Origin of the sequence: Pseudomonas sp. ANT_J12 (assembly GCF_008370045.1) — a bacterium.
Classification (GTDB): Bacteria; Pseudomonadota; Gammaproteobacteria; order Pseudomonadales; family Pseudomonadaceae; genus Aquipseudomonas.
This window is the reverse complement of sequence record NZ_VOBN01000001.1, coordinates 276508-294479: the sequence shown is the minus strand read 5'-3', so window position 1 is coordinate 294479 and position 17972 is coordinate 276508. Positions and strand designations below refer to the sequence as shown.

At 60.6% G+C, this 17972-nt stretch carries 19 protein-coding genes; 11 read left to right on the top strand and 8 right to left on the bottom strand.

Going from position 1 to position 17972, the window contains the following annotated elements; translation table 11 throughout:
* Positions 1 to 38: 38 nt before the first annotated feature.
* Together FQ192_RS33925 and FQ192_RS01455 are read left to right on the top strand one after the other, a co-directional pair.
* Positions 39 to 200, top strand: coding sequence for a hypothetical protein (locus tag FQ192_RS33925; RefSeq protein ID WP_178128981.1), 162 nt, complete (start codon positions 39 to 41; stop codon positions 198 to 200).
* A gap of 31 nt (positions 201 to 231) precedes the next feature.
* Positions 232 to 1644 carry an amino acid permease gene (locus FQ192_RS01455; RefSeq protein ID WP_149657059.1) on the top strand — a complete coding sequence of 471 codons (1413 nt, stop codon included), beginning with the start codon at positions 232 to 234 and terminating at the stop codon, positions 1642 to 1644.
* A gap of 58 nt (positions 1645 to 1702) precedes the next feature.
* Here FQ192_RS01455 and FQ192_RS01450 read toward each other — a convergent pair whose 3' ends face one another.
* The gene (locus tag FQ192_RS01450) at positions 1703 to 1993 is read right to left on the bottom strand and encodes a DNA-binding transcriptional regulator (protein WP_149657058.1); all 291 of its coding nucleotides are present in this window, start codon (positions 1991 to 1993) and stop codon (positions 1703 to 1705) included.
* Positions 1993 to 2307, bottom strand: a complete 315-nt coding sequence (locus FQ192_RS01445) for a type II toxin-antitoxin system RelE/ParE family toxin (RefSeq protein WP_149657057.1) — start codon at positions 2305 to 2307, stop codon at positions 1993 to 1995. Before FQ192_RS01445 ends, FQ192_RS01450 begins: the two co-directional genes overlap by 1 nt.
* Before the next feature lie 153 nt (positions 2308 to 2460).
* On the opposite strand from FQ192_RS01445, the gene arfB reads away from it, so the two are divergent.
* Positions 2461 to 2874, top strand: coding sequence for an alternative ribosome rescue aminoacyl-tRNA hydrolase ArfB (gene arfB / locus FQ192_RS01440; RefSeq protein WP_007920134.1), 414 nt, complete (start codon positions 2461 to 2463; stop codon positions 2872 to 2874).
* Here arfB and FQ192_RS01435 read toward each other — a convergent pair.
* The 6 genes from FQ192_RS01435 to phhA form a co-directional block, all read right to left on the bottom strand.
* Positions 2871 to 4070, bottom strand: coding sequence for an MFS transporter (locus FQ192_RS01435; RefSeq protein ID WP_149657056.1), 1200 nt, complete (start codon positions 4068 to 4070; stop codon positions 2871 to 2873). The two genes, arfB and FQ192_RS01435, sit on opposite strands and share 4 nt — an antisense overlap.
* A 103-nt stretch (positions 4071 to 4173) precedes the next feature.
* Positions 4174 to 4356, bottom strand: a complete 183-nt coding sequence (locus FQ192_RS01430; protein ID WP_149657730.1) for a hypothetical protein — start codon at positions 4354 to 4356, stop codon at positions 4174 to 4176.
* A 76-nt stretch (positions 4357 to 4432) separates the two neighbouring features.
* Positions 4433 to 4564, bottom strand: coding sequence for a hypothetical protein (locus FQ192_RS34275; RefSeq protein WP_256672193.1), 132 nt, complete (start codon positions 4562 to 4564; stop codon positions 4433 to 4435).
* Positions 4565 to 4848: 284 nt separating this feature from the next.
* Positions 4849 to 6042, bottom strand: coding sequence for an amino acid aminotransferase (locus tag FQ192_RS01425; RefSeq protein ID WP_149657055.1), 1194 nt, complete (start codon positions 6040 to 6042; stop codon positions 4849 to 4851).
* Entirely contained in the window at positions 6042 to 6398 is a 357-nt protein-coding gene (locus tag FQ192_RS01420) for a 4a-hydroxytetrahydrobiopterin dehydratase (protein ID WP_123509107.1), read from the bottom strand. Before FQ192_RS01420 ends, FQ192_RS01425 begins: the two co-directional genes overlap by 1 nt.
* 105 nt (positions 6399 to 6503) lie before the next feature.
* Positions 6504 to 7295, bottom strand: a complete 792-nt coding sequence (gene phhA / locus FQ192_RS01415; protein ID WP_149657054.1) for a phenylalanine 4-monooxygenase — start codon at positions 7293 to 7295, stop codon at positions 6504 to 6506.
* Between the two features lie 280 nt (positions 7296 to 7575).
* On the opposite strand from phhA, the gene FQ192_RS01410 reads away from it, so the two are divergent.
* From FQ192_RS01410 to FQ192_RS01370, 8 genes are all read left to right on the top strand, one after another.
* Complete coding sequence (locus FQ192_RS01410; protein WP_149657053.1) at positions 7576 to 9138, top strand: sigma-54-dependent transcriptional regulator; 1563 nt, start codon at positions 7576 to 7578, stop codon at positions 9136 to 9138.
* Positions 9139 to 9501: 363 nt separating this feature from the next.
* Positions 9502 to 10242 (top strand): flagellar basal body rod protein FlgF, encoded by a 741-nt coding sequence (locus FQ192_RS01400; protein WP_149657052.1) that lies wholly within the window; start codon positions 9502 to 9504, stop codon positions 10240 to 10242.
* Positions 10243 to 10288: 46 nt separating this feature from the next.
* Positions 10289 to 11074, top strand: coding sequence for a flagellar basal-body rod protein FlgG (gene flgG, locus FQ192_RS01395; RefSeq protein ID WP_054049256.1), 786 nt, complete (start codon positions 10289 to 10291; stop codon positions 11072 to 11074).
* Between the two features lie 52 nt (positions 11075 to 11126).
* Positions 11127 to 11822 (top strand): flagellar basal body L-ring protein FlgH, encoded by a 696-nt coding sequence (gene flgH / locus FQ192_RS01390; protein WP_149657051.1) that lies wholly within the window; start codon positions 11127 to 11129, stop codon positions 11820 to 11822.
* Positions 11823 to 11831: 9 nt separating this feature from the next.
* Positions 11832 to 12938: a flagellar basal body P-ring protein FlgI gene (locus tag FQ192_RS01385; protein WP_133839169.1), complete on the top strand. Its 1107-nt coding sequence runs from the start codon at positions 11832 to 11834 to the stop codon at positions 12936 to 12938.
* A 14-nt stretch (positions 12939 to 12952) separates the two neighbouring features.
* Positions 12953 to 14260 carry a flagellar assembly peptidoglycan hydrolase FlgJ gene (gene flgJ / locus FQ192_RS01380; protein WP_149657729.1) on the top strand — a complete coding sequence of 436 codons (1308 nt, stop codon included), beginning with the start codon at positions 12953 to 12955 and terminating at the stop codon, positions 14258 to 14260.
* A gap of 23 nt (positions 14261 to 14283) precedes the next feature.
* Entirely contained in the window at positions 14284 to 16326 is a 2043-nt protein-coding gene (gene flgK, locus FQ192_RS01375) for a flagellar hook-associated protein FlgK (RefSeq protein WP_149657050.1), read from the top strand.
* A gap of 13 nt (positions 16327 to 16339) precedes the next feature.
* Complete coding sequence (locus FQ192_RS01370; RefSeq protein ID WP_149657049.1) at positions 16340 to 17914, top strand: flagellar hook-associated protein 3; 1575 nt, start codon at positions 16340 to 16342, stop codon at positions 17912 to 17914.
* The last annotated feature ends 58 nt before the right edge of the window (positions 17915 to 17972 follow it).

Genomic DNA, 17972 nt, shown 5'->3' with positions numbered 1-17972 from the left:
GACCTCCTGCGCATCTGCGCACTTCAAGGCTACCCGTCTTGTTCACTCCGCTGCGCCACAAGCGTGTCGGGTTCGATTTCGTCACGGATAAAAACAAACAGGTGACGCATGACCGTTGTAAATACGCTGAACTCCTGGTGCTTGCGCTGGGGTTTGATCGGCGCTGCTTGAAATTGCAACCGAGCAGCAACGTCTACTGAACATCATCAAACCTTGCGTGAGACCCTTTTCATGAGTGGACCAAACTCGCATTCAGGCGAGCTGAAACGCGGCCTGAAAAATCGCCACATTCAACTGATCGCCCTCGGTGGCGCGATCGGTACCGGGCTGTTCCTCGGCTCGGCGGGCGTGCTGAAATCCGCCGGCCCGTCGATGATCCTCGGCTACGCCATCTGCGGCTTCATTGCGTTCATGATCATGCGCCAACTAGGCGAAATGATCGTCGAAGAGCCGGTGGCCGGTTCCTTCAGCCACTTCGCCCATAAATACTGGGGCGGTTTCGCCGGCTTCCTGTCGGGCTGGAACTGCTGGATTCTGTACATTCTGGTGGGCATGTCGGAGCTGACCGCGGTCGGCAAGTACATCCACTACTGGGCGCCGGATATCCCGACGTGGGTCTCGGCCGCCGGGTTCTTCGTATTGATCAACCTGATCAACCTGGCCAACGTCAAAGTGTTTGGCGAAGCCGAGTTCTGGTTCGCGATCATCAAGGTCGTGGCGATTGTCGGCATGATTGCCCTGGGCAGCTATTTGCTGGTCAGCGGCAACGGCGGCCCGCAGGCCTCGGTGAGCAACCTGTGGTCCCACGGTGGTTTCTTCCCGAATGGCGTCAGTGGTCTGGTGATGGCCATGGCGATCATCATGTTCTCCTTCGGCGGCCTGGAAATGCTCGGTTTCACCGCGGCCGAAGCCGACAAGCCGAAGACCGTGATCCCGAAAGCCATCAACCAGGTGATCTACCGGATCCTGATTTTCTACATCGGCGCCCTGGTCATCCTGCTGTCGCTGACGCCATGGGACAGCCTGCTGGCGACCCTGAATGCGTCCGGCGATTCCTACAGCGGCAGCCCGTTCGTGCAGGTGTTCTCGATGCTGGGCAGCAACACCGCCGCGCACATCCTCAACTTCGTGGTCCTGACCGCGGCATTGTCGGTGTACAACAGCGGCACCTACTGCAACAGCCGCATGTTGCTGGGCATGGCCGAGCAGGGCGATGCGCCGAAGGCCCTGGCGAAGATCGATAAGCGCGGCGTGCCGGTGCGTTCGATCCTGGCGTCGGCGGCGGTGACGTTGATCGCCGTGTTGCTCAACTACCTGATCCCGCAAAACGCCCTGGAGCTGTTGATGTCCCTGGTGGTGGCGACCCTGGTGATCAACTGGGCGATGATCAGTTTCTCGCACTTCAAGTTCCGCCAACACATGAACAAAACCAAGCAGACGCCGCTGTTCAAGGCCCTGTGGTACCCGTACGGGAACTACATCTGCCTGGCGTTCGTGGCCTTCATCTTGTGCGTGATGCTGCTGATCCCGGGCATTCAGATCTCGGTGTATGCGATTCCGGTGTGGGTCGCGTTCATGTGGATCTGTTACGGCATCAAGAACAAGCGCCGCGCACAGCAGGCGTTGCACACCGCGGTGAAATAACGCGGTACACAGAAACAACAAACCCGGCCAAGTGCCGGGTTTGTTGTTTTTTTAACGCTCACTGCTTTAATGCCGCCAATACATGATCAGGATCATTATGTATCGCTCGCAGCAGAGCGCGTGCAGGCCCTTCCGGGTCGCGACGGCCTTGCTCCCAGTTACGAAGAGTGCCCAATGCCACATCAATAGTTTCGGCAAACCGGGCTTGAGATAGCCCTGTGGCCTGTCGGATTTTTTTTACCTGTGCAGCATCAATGTGGAATTCACGTGACGGCTGACGCTCGCCACGGTCAATTTCGTCCATCTGGGTCATGCTATCTACAAGGCGGTTGAAGAGATTTTTTTCCATCATTTCCACCTACTGTTTAGTTCGCGAAGCACTTTTTTCTCATCCTCGGACAGATCGTCTTTGGCCCCTTTCTGATAGATCAGAATCAGGCGGATCTGGTAAGCCGATACGAGATGGTAGTAGATCACTCTAACCCCACCTCGCTTGCCCTTTCCTTGTGCGCCCCAGCGTACCTTCCTGAGACCTCCTGTTCCTTGGATTACATCCCCCGTGTCTGGGTTTTCTGCCAACGAATTCTGTAGTGCTCGGTACTCATCCTCACTGAGAAGACCTTTGACGTCTTCGGTAAAGATCGGGGTTTCAATAAAGATCATGCCTTTCCTTGGCGTACGTCATTGGCGTAGTTCGACTATAGCCATTCAATCAAGGTGGAGCAACGACAAACTCGAGCCGCACCCACATGATCTTCTGCGCGTCGTAAATTGCATTCGCGCTATCCTGCACGTCCTGAACCCGGACGCTTTTCCATGCTGGTTATCTCCAACAACGTGCACCTACCGGATGCCGAGATCGAATTGACCGCCATCCGCGCCCAGGGCGCCGGTGGGCAGAACGTCAATAAGGTTTCCAGCGCGATGCACCTGCGCTTTGACATCCCGGCCTCGTCCTTGCCCGAATTCTACAAGGAGCGGCTGCTGGCGCTACGCGACAGTCGCATCACGAGCGACGGCGTATTGATCATCAAGGCCCAGCAATACCGCACGCAGGAAGCCAATCGCGCCGATGCGCTGGAGCGGCTGGTGGAGTTGATCCTCAGCGCTACCAAAGTCGAGAAGAAGCGCCGTCCGACCAAGCCGACCCTCGGTTCGAAGAAGCGTCGGCTGGAGTCGAAGACCAAGCGCGGCAGCATCAAGGCCGGGCGCGGTAAGGTGGATTTCTAACGGGTGGCGCGCTCTTCGCGATACTTCGGCGCCTGGCGGTACAAGTAGACGCTCAACGCCAAACCGCTCAATGCGGCGAGGGCGGCGAACAGGAAGATCGAGGCAAAACCAAAACCCGCCGCAATCGCACCGGCCAGTGGCCCGGTAATCCCCAGCGACAAATCGATGAACAGCGAATAAGCCCCCACCGCGGCACCACGGCTGGAGGCTGGCACCAGGTTCACCGCTTCCACGCCCAGCGCCGGGAACACCAGCGAGAAGCCGAAGCCACTCAGCGCCGCACCGGCCAACGCCCAATTGGCGTCCGGCGCGAGCCATAGCAGCAGCAAGCCCAGGGTTTCCACCGACAGGCAGGCAATTGCCACGCGAAACCCGCCGAGGCGGTTGATCAGATTGCCGAACAGCAGGCGCGCACCAATGAAGCTGGCACCGAACAGGCTCAGGCACAGCACCGCGTTCGACCAATGCTGGGTCGCGTAATACAGGGTGATGAAGGTGGCGATGGTGCCAAAACCGATCGAGCCCAGCGCCAGGCCGCAACCGTGAGGTAACACCCGGCCCAGCACATGCATGAACGGCAGGCGTTCACCGACGACAATCGGCGCGGCGGTTTTCGGCCAGGCCAGCGCCAGGCCCAACACGGCCAGCAGCACAATGCTCACGCCCATGCTCCACAAGCCCAATTTAGACACCAGCCACACGCCAAACGGAGCGCCGATGGCAATGGCGCCGTAACTGGCAATGCCGTTCCAGGAGATGACCTTGGCCGTGTTTGCCGCGCCGACCCGGCCGATGCCCCAGCCGATCGAGCCGGAGCCCACCAGGCTTTCCGCGCTGCCGAGGATCAGGCGGCCGATCAGCAGGCTGATGAGGCTGAGCATTGGCAGGCTTTGGGTCCAGGCCGACACCAGCATGAACACACCGCTCAAACCGCAGCCTGCGAGGCCGTACATCACCGCCAGTTTGCTGCCCTTGTTGTCGATAATGCGCCCGGCGTAAGGCCGACTGAGCAGGGTGGCCAGGTATTGCACGCTGATCACCAGCCCGGCGATCACCGCGCCGAAGCCCAAGTCACTGTGGACGTAGCCCGGCAATACGGCCAGGGGAATGCCGATGTTGAGGTAGCCGATGAAGGTGAACAGGACGATGGAAACGACTTGCAGCGTGACCGCCAGGGGGCGCTGGTTTTCTGACATGGGTAAAAGTCCACGGGGCAGCAGGATAGATAGGCTGCTTATGATAGCGGCGCGAAGGGCGGGCGGTCGTGGAAAAGTAAAACTATTTGCCGGGCGGGGGGAGTCAGGGTTTGGCGGGGGCGACCAGTTGCGTGGTGACCAGGGCGGCGAGGGCATTTTCTTCGCTGCCGAAACGGGCCAGCAGGGCGGCTTGTTTTTCAGGGGAGAGGCGATTCCAGATCTCGATCATCTTCTCGGCGGTGCCGATCAGGACGCTGGCCTGGGTGTCGGAAAATTCGTTGGTCATGGCGGGGGACTCGGGGTTCAGGCGGTGTGGAAAGCGCATGTTAGCGCTTTCCACACGGTCTGGCATTGCAGGTGGATCAGTCTTCGCTGTCAGTCTTTCGACGGTCAGTGGCTTCTTTCGGCTCAGGCTGTTGGGCACTGGCTTGTTGCGGGGTTGTCTGCTCAGTTTCGTGCAGGCTTGGGAAGGGGAGATTAGGGATCTCGTGCATGTTTCGCGCTCCTCGCAAAGTCTGTTGATAGATCTGGTAGATCCGCGCTTTTAAAAAGCTTGGGCAGGATACAGCAGGACAAATGACAAACAGACTTTTATCTGGGATTTCTGCGACCAATGGCCGCAGGGGGGGGCGAATCACAAAAGATCGCAGTCCCTAGATGATCGTTCCATGCGCTGCGTGGGAATGCCTCACTGGGCGCTCTGCGTCCGCTTTGGGACGCGGAGCGTCCCGGGCTGCATTCCCACGCGGAGCGTGGGAATGATCGGTGCTGAGGAGGGTTATTTGCAGACTTCAGCAATGGCTTCAGCCAGCAACGCCAGACGCGTCGCATCAATCCCCGCCACGTTGGCCCGGCCGGAGTTGACCATGTACACGCTGTGATGATCGCGCAGCTGTTTAACCTGTTCCGCCGTCAACCCGGTGTAAGAGAACATCCCGCGTTGCACGCCGATATGCGCAAAGCGTTCGCGCAAGCCGTGCGGTTCCAGGGCTTCGACCAAACCGCTGCGCAGTTGCGCGATACGCAAGCGCATGGCTTCCACTTCGTCGGCCCAGAGGCTTTTCAGCTCCGGGTCGCCAAGGATGGTCGCCACCACGGCTGCGCCGTGATCCGGTGGCGTCGACCACAGGTTGCGGGCGATGTTGGCCAGTTGGCTGCGGATATCCACCAGTTTGTCGGCGGTTTTCGCGCAGACAATCAGTGCGCCGGTGCGATCGCGGTACAGGCCGAAGTTCTTCGAGCAAGAACTGGTGATCAGCACTTCCGGCAATGCATCGGCGAACAACCGGGTGGACCACGCGTCCTGTTCCAGGCCATCACCAAAACCCTGATAGGCGAAGTCGATCAGCGGCAATAGCTCGCGACGGCGGACCACGTCCAGCACCCGACGCCAATCGTCATGGGACAGGTCGAAACCGGTCGGGTTGTGGCAGCAGGCGTGCAGCAACACCACGTCGCCCTTGGGCGCTTCGTTGAGCACCACGAGCATGGCGTCGACGTCGAGGCGATTGTCACTGCCCACGTACGGGTAGTGACTGACCTTGACCCCGGCCGTGGCGAAAATCGTTTCATGGATCGGCCAGGTCGGGTTGCTCAACCAGACGCCGCGGCCCGGCAGCATGTGCGCGATAAAGTCCGCGCTCAAGCGCAGCGCACCGGTGCCACCCGGGGTCTGGGTGACGCCGGCCCGTTGCTCGGCGATCAAGGGCGAATCGGCGCCGAGCACCAGCTCGTTCATGACTTTGCCGAATGCCGGATCGCCATGGCCACCGATGTAGGTCTTGGTGGTCTGGCGATCCACCAGTCGCGCCTCGGCGAGTTTCACCGCTTGCGGAATCGGCGTCAGGCCCTGGGCGTCTTTGTAGACACCCACGCCCAGGTCGAATTTGCGCGGGTTGGGGTCCTGCGCATAGGCCTCCATCAGGCCGAGAATCGGGTCGCCGGGTACTCGGCCGATGGCGTCGAAATGCATTATTTACGGCCCTCGGCATCCTTGGCCACGTCGTCAGTGCGCGCAGCCATGATGAAGTCGTTGCGGTGCAGTCCCTTGATGGAGTGGCTCCACCAGGTCACGGTGACTTTGCCCCACTCGGTCAACAGGCCCGGGTGGTGACCTTCGGCTTCGGAGATTTCACCGACCGCGTTGGTAAACGCCAGGGCGTGCTTGAAATTCTTGAACAGGAAAACTTTTTCCAGCTGCATCACGCTGTCGCGCACTTCGATGTTCCAGTCAGGGATCTGTTTGATCAGTACCGGCAACTCTTCGTCGCTGACCTGAGGGGCGCCGGCTTGGCAAGCTTCGCAGTGGGCTTGGTTCAAAGTGGACATAGTCTGTTTCCTGTATCGGATGTTTTTTATATCGGTCGTCAATGCCGTCACGCTAAACCAAAGTCGCGACGACTGACAGACTCACTTGTGAGTAAAAGTCGCGGTTCACGCGGCCTTCGGTTTGGGTGGGAATTTCGGTGCGTGCAAGCCCAGCTGCATGCCTTGCTTGACCATGCCCATGATGTCTTCGTGGGCCACGTCGAACAGGCGCTTGAGGTTGGGCAGCACAAAGTACAGCGGCTGCAGGATGTCGATGCGATACGGCGTGCGCATGCATTCCAGCGGATCGAAGGCCTGGTGTTCTGGCTCATCCGACATGCAATAAACAGTTTCCTTGGGCGAGGACAGGATGCCACCGCCGTAGATGCGCAGGCCTTGCGGGGTGTCGACCATGCCGAACTCGATGGTCATCCAGTACAGGCGCGCCAGGTAAACGCGTTCTTCCTTGGTGGCCTGTAGGCCAAGTTTGCCGTAGGTGTGGGTAAATTCGGCAAACCAGGGGTTGGTCAGCAGCGGGCAGTGGCCAAAGATCTCGTGGAAAATGTCCGGCTCTTGCAGGTAATCCAGCTCTTCACGGGTACGAATAAAGGTCGCCACCGGAAACTGCTTGCTGGCGAGCAATTCGAAGAATGTCTGGAAGGGGATCAGCGCAGGGACTCGGGCAACCTGCCAGCCGGTGGTTTCACCGAGGACTTTGTTGATCTCGCCGAGTTGCGGAATGCGGTCGTGGGGCAGACCGAGTTTTTCGATACCGTCCAGGTATTCCTGGCACGCACGACCCTCAATCACCTTCAGTTGACGAGTGATCAGCGTGTTCCACACCGCGTGTTCTTCGGCGGGGTAGTCGATAAAACCTTGCGCATCGGGCTCGCGGGCCACGTATTGCGTCTGCTTCATGCTGCTCTCCTGCTAGGGGGAATTCGTTCTTGTTATGTACAGCTATGGACCTAGAGATACCCCAAGGCGTGCGGTGATGCAGCAGGTGGTTCGCGTCGCGCGTAGGAAAAATCTGTGCTTTTCGTAAAGTTTTCGTTACGGAATGGCTGCTGTGGCGCAGGTATTGAGTTTTCCGGGTTTGAAAAGCGCTCTGGCTGTCACATAATCTTGACGACTAACTGAGCACTCCCGCAGAAATTTTCCGGCGGTGAGCCTCGATCACTCTGTTCAGGCTCTTTATATGCGTATCAAAGTCCACTGCCAAAACCGCATCGGCATCCTGCGTGACATTCTCAACCTGCTGGTGGAATACGGGATCAACGTCGCGCGCGGCGAGGTTGGCGGTGAACATGGCAACGCGATCTACCTGCACTGTCCGAACCTGATCAATATCCAGTTCCAGGCGCTGCGTCCTAAATTCGAGGCGATTGCCGGGGTATTCGGCGTCAAGCGGGTAGGGCTGATGCCCAGCGAGCGTCGGCACATGGAGTTGAACGCGTTGCTCGGTGCCCTTGAGTTCCCGGTGCTGTCGATCGACATGGGCGGTTCCATCGTGGCGGCCAACCGGGCGGCGGCGCAGTTGCTCGGGGTGCGGGTGGACGAGGTGCCGGGGATTCCCTTGTCCCGGTACGCCGAGGACTTCGACTTGCCGGAACTGGTGCGCGCCAACAAATCGCGGATCAATGGCCTGCGGGTCAAGGTGAAGGGCGATGTGTTTCTCGCCGACATCGCCCCGCTGCAATCGGAGCACGACGACAGCGAGGCCATGGCCGGCGCGGTATTGACCTTGCACCGGGCCGACCGGGTGGGTGAGCGCATCTATAACGTGCGCAAGCAAGAGTTGCGCGGTTTCGACAGCATTTTCCAGAGCTCGAAAGTCATGGCAGCGGTGGTGCGCGAAGCCCGGCGCATGGCACCTCTGGATGCGCCGCTATTGATCGAAGGCGAAACCGGCACCGGCAAAGAGCTGCTGGCCCGGGCCTGTCATCTGGCGAGCCCTCGCGGCCAGTCGCCGCTGATGGCGCTCAATTGCGCGGGCCTCCCGGAGTCCATGGCCGAGACCGAGTTGTTCGGTTACGGCCCCGGCGCCTTCGAAGGCGCGCGGGCCGAGGGCAAGCTTGGGCTGCTGGAACTGACGGCGGGCGGTACGCTGTTTCTCGATGGCGTCGGCGAGATGAGCCCGCGCTTGCAGGTGAAATTGCTGCGCTTCTTGCAGGACGGCTGCTTCCGCCGTGTCGGCAGTGATGAAGAGGTGTATCTCGACGTGCGGGTGATCTGCGCCACGCAAGTGGACCTGTCGGAGCTCTGCGCGCGCGGCGAGTTTCGCCAGGATTTGTATCACCGCTTGAACGTACTGTCGTTGCACATCCCGCCGCTGCGCGAATGTCTCGACGGTTTGACGCCGCTGGTGGAGCACTTCCTCGATCAGGCCAGCCGGCAGATCGGCTGCCCATTGCCGAAACTGGCGCCGGCGGCCATGGAACGGCTCAGTCATTACCATTGGCCGGGCAATGTCCGGCAGTTGGAAAACGTACTGTTCCAGGCGGTTTCCCTGTGCGAGGGCGGGACGGTCAAGGTCGAGCATATTCGCCTGCCGGATTACGGCGTGCGTCAGCCGCTTGGCGATTTCTCGCTGGAAGGCGGGCTGGATGCGATTGTCGGGCGCTTTGAAAAAGCGGTGCTGGAGCGCTTGTACTCAGAACATCCGAGCAGTCGGCAGCTGGGTAAGCGGTTGGGGGTTTCCCATACGACGATTGCCAATAAGTTGCGTGAGTACGATGTCGGTAAAGAACCCGGAAACTAAGGTAATGCGAGGCTTTTGTGGCGAGGGAGCTTGCTCCCGCTCGGGCGCGAAGCGGCCGCAAAACCATTCCGTGCGGTGTGTTTGTCAGATCTCGGACGTCCGTTTTGGGGCCGCTTCGCAGCCCAGCGGGAGCAAGCTCCCTCGCCACAGGGTACGGCGTGGTCCATGAAGGCCGGACCTTGCCGTTAGCGGCATAACACCGCCGGTTTTTCGACTTCGACACAATCCCCTTATCCCCTCAAAACCCCTCAAGTCCTTTGTTTGCCGGGCCCGGCGCCGTCAGAAAAAAGTTGGTCTGCAAATTGCTTAAGGCTCAGCAGTACAGCAGTGGGCGGCAAACGTCCGGCATGCAGAGGAAAGAGTGTGGACAAGTACCTTTATGTGGCAATGACCGGCGCCAGCCAGAATGCACTGGCGCAGAAGGCTCATGCGAACAACCTGGCGAACATCTCCACCAACGGTTTTCAAAAGGACCTGGAGCAGGCCCGTTCGATGCCGGTGTTTGGTGACAGCTTTCCGGCGCGTGCCTATGCGATGTCCGAACGCCCGGCCACCGACTTCTCGCCAGGTTCGATGGTGGAAACCGGTCGTGACCTCGACGTCGCCGTGGCCGGCAACGGCTGGATCGCCGTGCAGACGCCCGATGGCGGTGAAAGCTATGTGCGCACCGGCAGCCTGAACATTGACGCCCTGGGCGTATTGCGCGCCGGCAATGGGATGCCGGTGATGGGCAATGGCGGGCCGATTGCCGTGCCGCCCGAGCAGAAAATCGAAGTGGGCGAGGACGGCACCATCAGCATTCGTTCGATGGGCGAAGGTCCGCGAGTGATGGCCGAAATCGACCGCATCAAACTGGTCAACCCTGACCTGAAGAACATGACCAAAGGCCTGGATGGTTCGATCCACACCAAAGACGGCAAGCCGGCGCAAGCCGATGCGGGCGTCAAGCTGGTGTCCGGGTTTCTGGAGTCGAGCAACGTCAATGCCGTGGAAGAGATGACTTCGGTGCTGGCTTTGTCGAAGCAATTCGAGCTGCACATCAAGATGATGAACACCGCCAAAGACGATGACCAGGCCATGGCTCGGGTCTTGCAGATCACCTAATTACCAGAACGTCGCGCCGTAAAACAGGCGCACGAGGAGAATCGAAATGCTTCCGGCTCTATGGGTTGCCAAAACAGGTCTGTCCGCCCAGGACACCAACCTGACCACCATTTCCAACAACCTGGCGAACGTATCGACCACGGGTTTCAAACGTGATCGCGCCGAGTTCCAGGACTTGCTGTACCAGATCAAACGCCAGCCTGGCGCCCAGTCGACCCAGGACAGCGAACTGCCGTCCGGCCTGCAATTGGGTACCGGTGTGCGCATCGTCGGCACCCAGAAGAACTTCTCCGCCGGCAGCCTGCAAACCACCGAGCAGCCGCTGGACCTGGCGGTCGACGGTCGCGGTTTCTTCCAGATCCTGCAACCGGATGGCACCACGTCCTACACCCGTGACGGTACTTTCCACCTCGACTCCAATGGCCAGATCGTCAACGCCAGCGGTTTCGCCCTGGAGCCGGCGATTGTCATCCCGAACAACGCCCAGACTTTCACCGTCGGCACTGACGGCACGGTGTCCATCACCGTTCCCGGCAACCCGGCTTCCCAGGTGATCGGCAACCTGCAAACCGCCGACTTCATCAACCCGGCTGGTCTGCAAGCAGTGGGTAACAACCTGTTCCTGGAAACCGCCGCCAGCGGCGCGCCGCAAGTCGGCACACCGGGCCTGAACGGTTTCGGCACCACGCTGCAGAACACCCTGGAAGGTTCCAACGTGAGCACCGTTGAAGAGATGGTCAACATGATCACCACTCAGCGTGCCTACGAGATGAACTCCAAGGTGATCTCCACCGCCGACCAGATGCTCTCGTTCGTAACGCAGAATCTGTAATCAAGTCTATGGGGCGGCCATAAGGTCGCCAGCAACACCGTGAGGTAGGGTCATGAATCGCTTTGTATCTGTTGTGGCACTGAGTGGGGTGGTCGCGCTCGCGGGCTGCGTCGCGCCGACGGCCAAGCCCAATGACCCTTACTACGCCCCGGTGTTGCCGCGCACGCCGTTGCCGGCGGCCGCCAATAATGGCTCGATCTACCAGGCCGGTTTCGAACAGAACCTGTACAGCGACCGCAAGGCATTCCGGGTCGGTGACATCATCACCATCACCCTGAACGAGAAGACCCAGGCCAGCAAAGGCGCCAACTCGCAGATCGGCAAGACCAGCAAGACCGGCATCGGCCTGTCGTCGCTGTTCGGTGGCGGCTTGAGCACCAATAACCCGGTAGGCAGCGGCGACCTGAGCCTGGACGTCGGCTACAGCGGCGACCGTGCCACCAACGGCGCCAGCAAATCCGGCCAGAGCAACAGCCTGACCGGTTCGATCACCGTGACCGTCGCCGACGTCTTGCCCAACGGCATCATTGCCGTGCGCGGCGAGAAGTGGATGACGCTCAACTCCGGTGATGAGCTGGTGCGGATTGCCGGTCTGGTACGCGCCGACGACATCGCTACCGATAACACCGTGTCGTCGACCCGCGTCGCCGATGCACGTATCACCTATTCGGGCACCGGCGCGTTTGCCGATGCGAGTCAGCCAGGCTGGTTCGACCGTTTCTTCCTCAGCCCGCTGTTCCCTTTCTAGGTGGCTACGTTGAACTTCAAAAGTCTCATTGTTGCCGCCTTGTTGCTGTCCGCAGCGTTCACCGCTCAAGCCGAGCGGTTGAAGGACATCGCCAGCATCTCCGGCGTGCGGACCAACCAATTGATCGGTTACGGCCTGGTGGTCGGGCTTAACGGTACCGGCGACCAGACGACCCAGACCCCGTTCACTCTGCAGACCTTCAACAACATGCTCTCGCAGTTCGGCATCAAGGTGCCGCCGGGTTCGGGCAACGTGCAGTTGAAGAACGTCGCGGCGGTGTCGATCAGTGCGGATCTGCCGGCGTTTGCCAAGCCGGGTCAGCAGGTCGACATCACGGTGTCGTCCATCGGTAACTCCAAGAGCCTGCGCGGCGGCACCTTGCTGCTGACGCCGCTTAAAGGTATCGACGGCAACGTCTACGCCATCGCCCAAGGCAATCTGGTGGTCGGTGGTTTCGATGCCGAAGGTCGCGACGGTTCGAAGATCACCGTCAACGTTCCGTCGGCCGGTCGAATCCCTGGCGGTGCGTCGGTCGAGCGTTCGGTGCCGAGCGGTTTCAACCAGGGCAACAGCCTGACGCTGAACCTCAACCGTTCCGACTTCACCACCGCCAAGCGCGTGGTCGACAAGATCAACGACCTGCTCGGCCCCGGCGTGGCCCAGGCCATCGACGGCGGTTCGATCCGCGTCACGGCGCCACTGGATCCGAGCCAGCGCGTCGACTACCTGTCGATCCTGGAAAACCTTGAAGTCGATCCGGGCCAGGCGGTGGCGAAAGTCATCATCAACTCGCGCACCGGCACCATCGTGATCGGCCAGAACGTCAAGGTTTCTCCAGCCGCCGTGACCCACGGCAGCCTGACCGTGACCATCACCGAAGACCCGATCGTCAGCCAGCCCGGCCCTCTGTCCAACGGGCAGACGGCGGTCGTGCCGCGCTCGCGGGTCAACGCCCAGCAGGAAGCCAAGCCGATGTTCAAGTTCGGCCCGGGCACCACCCTCGACGAGATCGTGCGTGCGGTGAACCAGGTCGGCGCGGCGCCGGGTGACTTGATGGCCATCCTTGAAGCACTGAAACAGGCCGGCGCGCTGCAAGCCGACCTGATCGTGATCTGAGGACGACGACCATGGTGGATATGCGCAAAGGCGCTTTGGTTGGCACCGGCGATTCGGGTTCGTACTCGGACCTTAACCGCCTGAACCAACTGAAAGTCGGCGACAAGAACAGCGAAGGCAACATGCGTAAAGTTGCGCAGGAATTCGAATCGCTGTTCCTCGGTGAAATGCTCAAGTCCATGCGCTCCGCCACTGACGAGTTGGGCAAGGACAATCCGCTCAACACGCCAGCCGCCAAGCAATACCAGGAAATGTCCGACCAGCAGTTGGCCGTTTCCATGTCCCGCGAGGGCGGCGGTATTGGTCTGGCGGACGTGTTGTTGCGCCAGATGTCGAAGAACAAACCGCTGGCGCCGGGTGAAGCCGCTGCCAACTCGGCAGCCAAGCAGGACGCGGCGAAAGCCAAGGCCGAGGCGATCAGCACGCCGGTGGCCGCCGGCACAACTGCCACCAATGGTCCGTTGTCGCGCCTCAATGGCGAGCGTCCGTTGTGGGCTTCGCGCGGGGTCAAGGCGCCGACGGCGACCGCCGCTCACAGCAATGACGTGGCGCTGCTCAACCAGCGCCGCCTGGCCTTGCCGCCGAAACTGGCCGACCGCTTGCTCGCCGGCCTGGTGCCGTCCACCGCGACCGCCGCCACGACTGCGGCAACGACCCTCAAGAATGTTTTGCCAGAGCGCGCCACGGCCATGACGACCGGCGCCGGCCCGCTGTACAACGGCGATTGGCTGGCCTCGGCAACGTCTGCGGCGTCGGGCGGACAGATGCAGATTTACGGCCGTGCCATGGCGCAAATTCCGTTGGCACCGGCGAAGAAAGCGTTCAGTTCCGCCGACGAATTCGTCAACACCATGTTGCCGATGGCCAAGGAAGCCGCCGACCGCATCGGCGTCGATCCGCGTTACCTGGTGGCCCAGGCCGCCCTGGAAACCGGTTGGGGCAAATCGGTCATGCGCGCTCAGGATGGCAGCAGCAGTCACAACCTGTTTGGCATCAAGACCGGCAGCAGTTGGAAGGGCGATTCGGCACGGGCAATCACCAGCGAATTCAGGGATGGCGCGATGGTCAAGGAGACGGCGGAGTTCCGCTCCTATGCCTCGTACAAGGACAGCTTCCACGACCTTGTGACGTTGCTGCAATCCAATAATCGCTATCAAGATGTGGTGAAGTCGGCCGATAACCCAGAACAGTTTGTGCGCGAGTTGCAAAAGGCCGGTTATGCAACCGACCCGAACTACGCCAACAAGATTTCGCAGATAGCCAAGCAGATGACGAGTTACCAAAACTACGCTGCGGCGGGCGCTACCACCACGCCTTTATAGGCACAAGGCATAAGGTCTGAACCATGAGTTTGCTCAATATCGGGATGTCGGGTCTGGCGGCTAGCCAATCCTCTTTGGCTGTCACGGGCAACAACATTGCCAACGTCGACACCGCCGGTTACTCGCGTCAGCAAACCGTGCAGGGCACCAAGGCCTCGCAGCAGTACGGGAATGTTTTCATCGGCACTGGCACGACCCTGGCGGATGTGCGCCGGGTGTACAACGCCTACCTCGATTCCCAGTTGCAGACCGCCACTTCGCTCAACAGCGAAGCCGCTTCGTTCCAGGCCCAGGCCACGCCGCTGGATGCGTCGCTGTCGGACGTCAACACCGGCCTGACCGGCGTGTTGCAGAAATTCTTCACCTCGATGCAGGGTGTCTCGACCTCGGCGACCGACGATACGTCCCGTCAGTCGGTGCTGACCGGTGCCCAGGCGTTGAGCAATCGTTTCAATACCATTGCCAAACAGTTGAACGACCAGAACACCACCATCAATGGCAGTCTGTCGGACATGGCGGCCCAGGTGAACAAGCTGGCCACCGCGATTGCCGGCCTGAACCAGAAGATCGGCGAAGTCTCCACCAGCGGCGGCCAGCCAAACGACTTGCTCGATTCCCGTAACGAAGCAGTGCGCCAACTGTCCGAGTTGACCGGTGCGCAAGTCGTCGAGCGCGGCACCAGCTACGACATCTATGTCGGCAGCGGCCAGCCATTGGTGATGGGCAACACCACCAATACCCTGGAAACCGCCCCGAGCAAGGACGACCCGACGCGCATGGGCCTGCAGATGAACCGCGGCTCCAGCACCATCGACATCACGTCAGTGATCAGCGGTGGCGAAATCGGCGGCCTGCTGACCTACCGCAAGGAAGTACTCGACCCGTCGCTCAATGAGTTGGGGCGTGTGGCGTTGGTAATTGCGGACCAGATGAACAGCCAGCAAGCGCAAGGCATCGACAAGAACGGCGATTTCGGCGCGGCCATTTTCAACAACATCAACAGTGCCGCGCTGATCAGTCAGCGCAGCATCGGCAATGCGAGCAACAGTGCCGGTTCCGGCAACCTCGATGTCACCATCAAGGACACCGGCAAGCTGACCACCAGCGATTATTCGGTGACGTTCACCAGTCCCACCGCGTACAGCGTCAAGCGTTCCGACGGTACCGATATGGGCTCGTTCAACACCGGGACCACGCCGCCGCCAGTGATCGACGGTTTCACCCTGTCGCTCAACGGCGGTGCCTTGAGCGCCGGTGACAGCTTCAAGATCACCCCGACTCGCGGTGCCGCAGCCAGCATTCAGATGGTACTGAGCGACCCGAAAAAGATCGCGGCGGCCGCTCCGTTGACCGGCGTCACCAGCGCGGCTAACGGCGGCACCTACACCCAGCCAACGCTCAGCAGCACCCTGGACATTTACAACCCGGCGTCCCAGGCGGAATTGCAGTCGGCGCTGAAAAATTCGACCCCGGTCAAACTGTCGTTCGGTGCCGCCAGCGGTGGCAGCCAGACTTACACCCTGAGCGACGCCCAAGGTAACCCGTTGGGTAGCGGCACCATCGTGCCGGGCCAGAGCAACACCCTGAACCTGAAAGTGGGCATGGTCGACGCCAGCGGCAACCCGATTACGGACGGCGGCACCCCGCCGATCCAGAAAACCTTCACCGTGCAGACCACGGTAGGCGGTACGCCGAAGACCGGCGAAAGCTTCACGATTTCCCTGACCGGCGCGTCCTCCTCGGACAACCGCAACGCGCAATCTTTGGTAGCGCTGCAAACCAAACAGACCGTGGATACCGGTTCGGCGAGCAAAGGCATCAGCCTGACCGACGCCTACAGCAAACTGGTGACCAACGTCGGTACCCAGGCTGCCCAGGGCAAGTCCGACGCCGCTGCCACCTCGGCGATCCTGACCCAGGCCAAGGGCGCGCGTGATTCGCTCTCCGGGGTCAACCTGGATGAAGAAACCGGCAACCTGGTCAAATACCAGCAGTACTACACCGCCTCGTCGCAGATCATCAAAGCGGCGCAGGAAACTTTCAGCACGCTGATCAACAGCCTTTAAGGAGTCGTAATTCATGCGCATTGCTACCGCCCAGTATTACGAAACAACCGCTGCCAACTATCAGCGCAACTTCAACAACGCCATTGCCACCAGTGCTGAAGCCAGTAGCCTGCAACGCATCAACACCGCCTCCGATGATCCGATCGGTGCCGGGCGTTTGCTCTCCCTCGGCCAGCAGAGCGCGGATCTTGAGCAGTACACCACCAACATCAGCAGCACCAAGAGCGCGCTGAGCCTTCAGGAAACCACCCTGACGTCCATCGGCACGGCGTTGCAACGCGCCAAGGAACTCGGCCTCGCCGCGAACAACGGTATTGCTACCGACTCGGATCGCAAGGCCTATGCGGCGGAGCTCGGCCAGATTCAGTCACAAGTTTTGGGCCTGATGAACTCCAAGGATGCGGACGGCAACTACCTGTTTTCCGGCTCGAAGACCGACACCGCGCCTTACTCGCAGAATTCCGACGGTACCTACAGCTACAACGGCAACCAGACCAGCATCAACCTGGGCGTTGGCGACGGCATGACGGTTGCCACCAACACCACGGGTTGGGACGCGTTCCAGCAGACCATCAACACCAGCCGCACCCAGACCAACATGACCGCTCCGGCGGTGGATGACGGTCGCGTGGTTCTGTCCAACGGTACGGTCGGCACTGCAGCGACCTACAACGCCAAATTTACCGGTGGCGAGCCGTACACTGTCAGTTTCCTGAGCAGCACCCAGCTGAAAATCACCGATGCCCTGGGCAACGACGTCACCGCCGAAGCCAGCAAGAGCGGCGTGATCAGCAACAGCAACGGCGCTAATCAGCAGATCAGTTTCCGTGGCGTTGATCTGCAACTGAACATCAACCTCAAGGCGGGTGATGCCGCCAACCCGGATGCCGCTATCGCCGGTCACACCTTCAAGTTGTCGGCCACGGCGGACACGTTTAACACCTCGCGCAGCCCGGGCAACGCGTCGACCGCGGTCGTCACCGGTGCCACCATCACTGACCCGACGGCCTACAACAGTGCCTTCCCGGCGGGCGGGGCGATCCTCAAGTTCACCAGCGCCACGGCCTTCGACCTGTATGCCGCGCCGGTCACCGCCGACAGCCGGCCGGTGTCGTCCGGCACCGTGGCCGGCAGCAATGCCACCGCTGCGGGCGTGACCTTCGCGCTGGGCGGCGGTGCCCCGGCAGCGGGTGATCAGTTCGTGGTCCAGCCCAACAATCACCAGACCCAGAACGTGCTCGACACACTGGGCAAGATGATGAACGCCATGACGGCGCCGATCGACGGTAATGACGTCGCCAAGCAGCAGTTTCAAGGCGCCATGGAAGCGGCCCTCGGTAACCTCGACAGCGCCAGCAATCAGATCGGTACTGCCGTCACCTCGATTGGTGCCCGCGGTCAGACCCTGGACACTCAAAGCTCGACCAACTCAAGCCTGAGCATGGCGAACACCACGACCCAGGGGGCGATTCGCGATTCCGACCCTGCCGAAGTCATGACCCGCCTGACCTTGCAGCAAACCATGCTGCAAGCGGCGCAACTGGCGTTCAGCAAGATCTCCTCGCTGGGCCTGTTCAACAAGATCTAACGGTGTCGGGCGCGCAAGCGCCCGTAAGCCTGACCCTTCAATAGTCATCGTCTTTTAG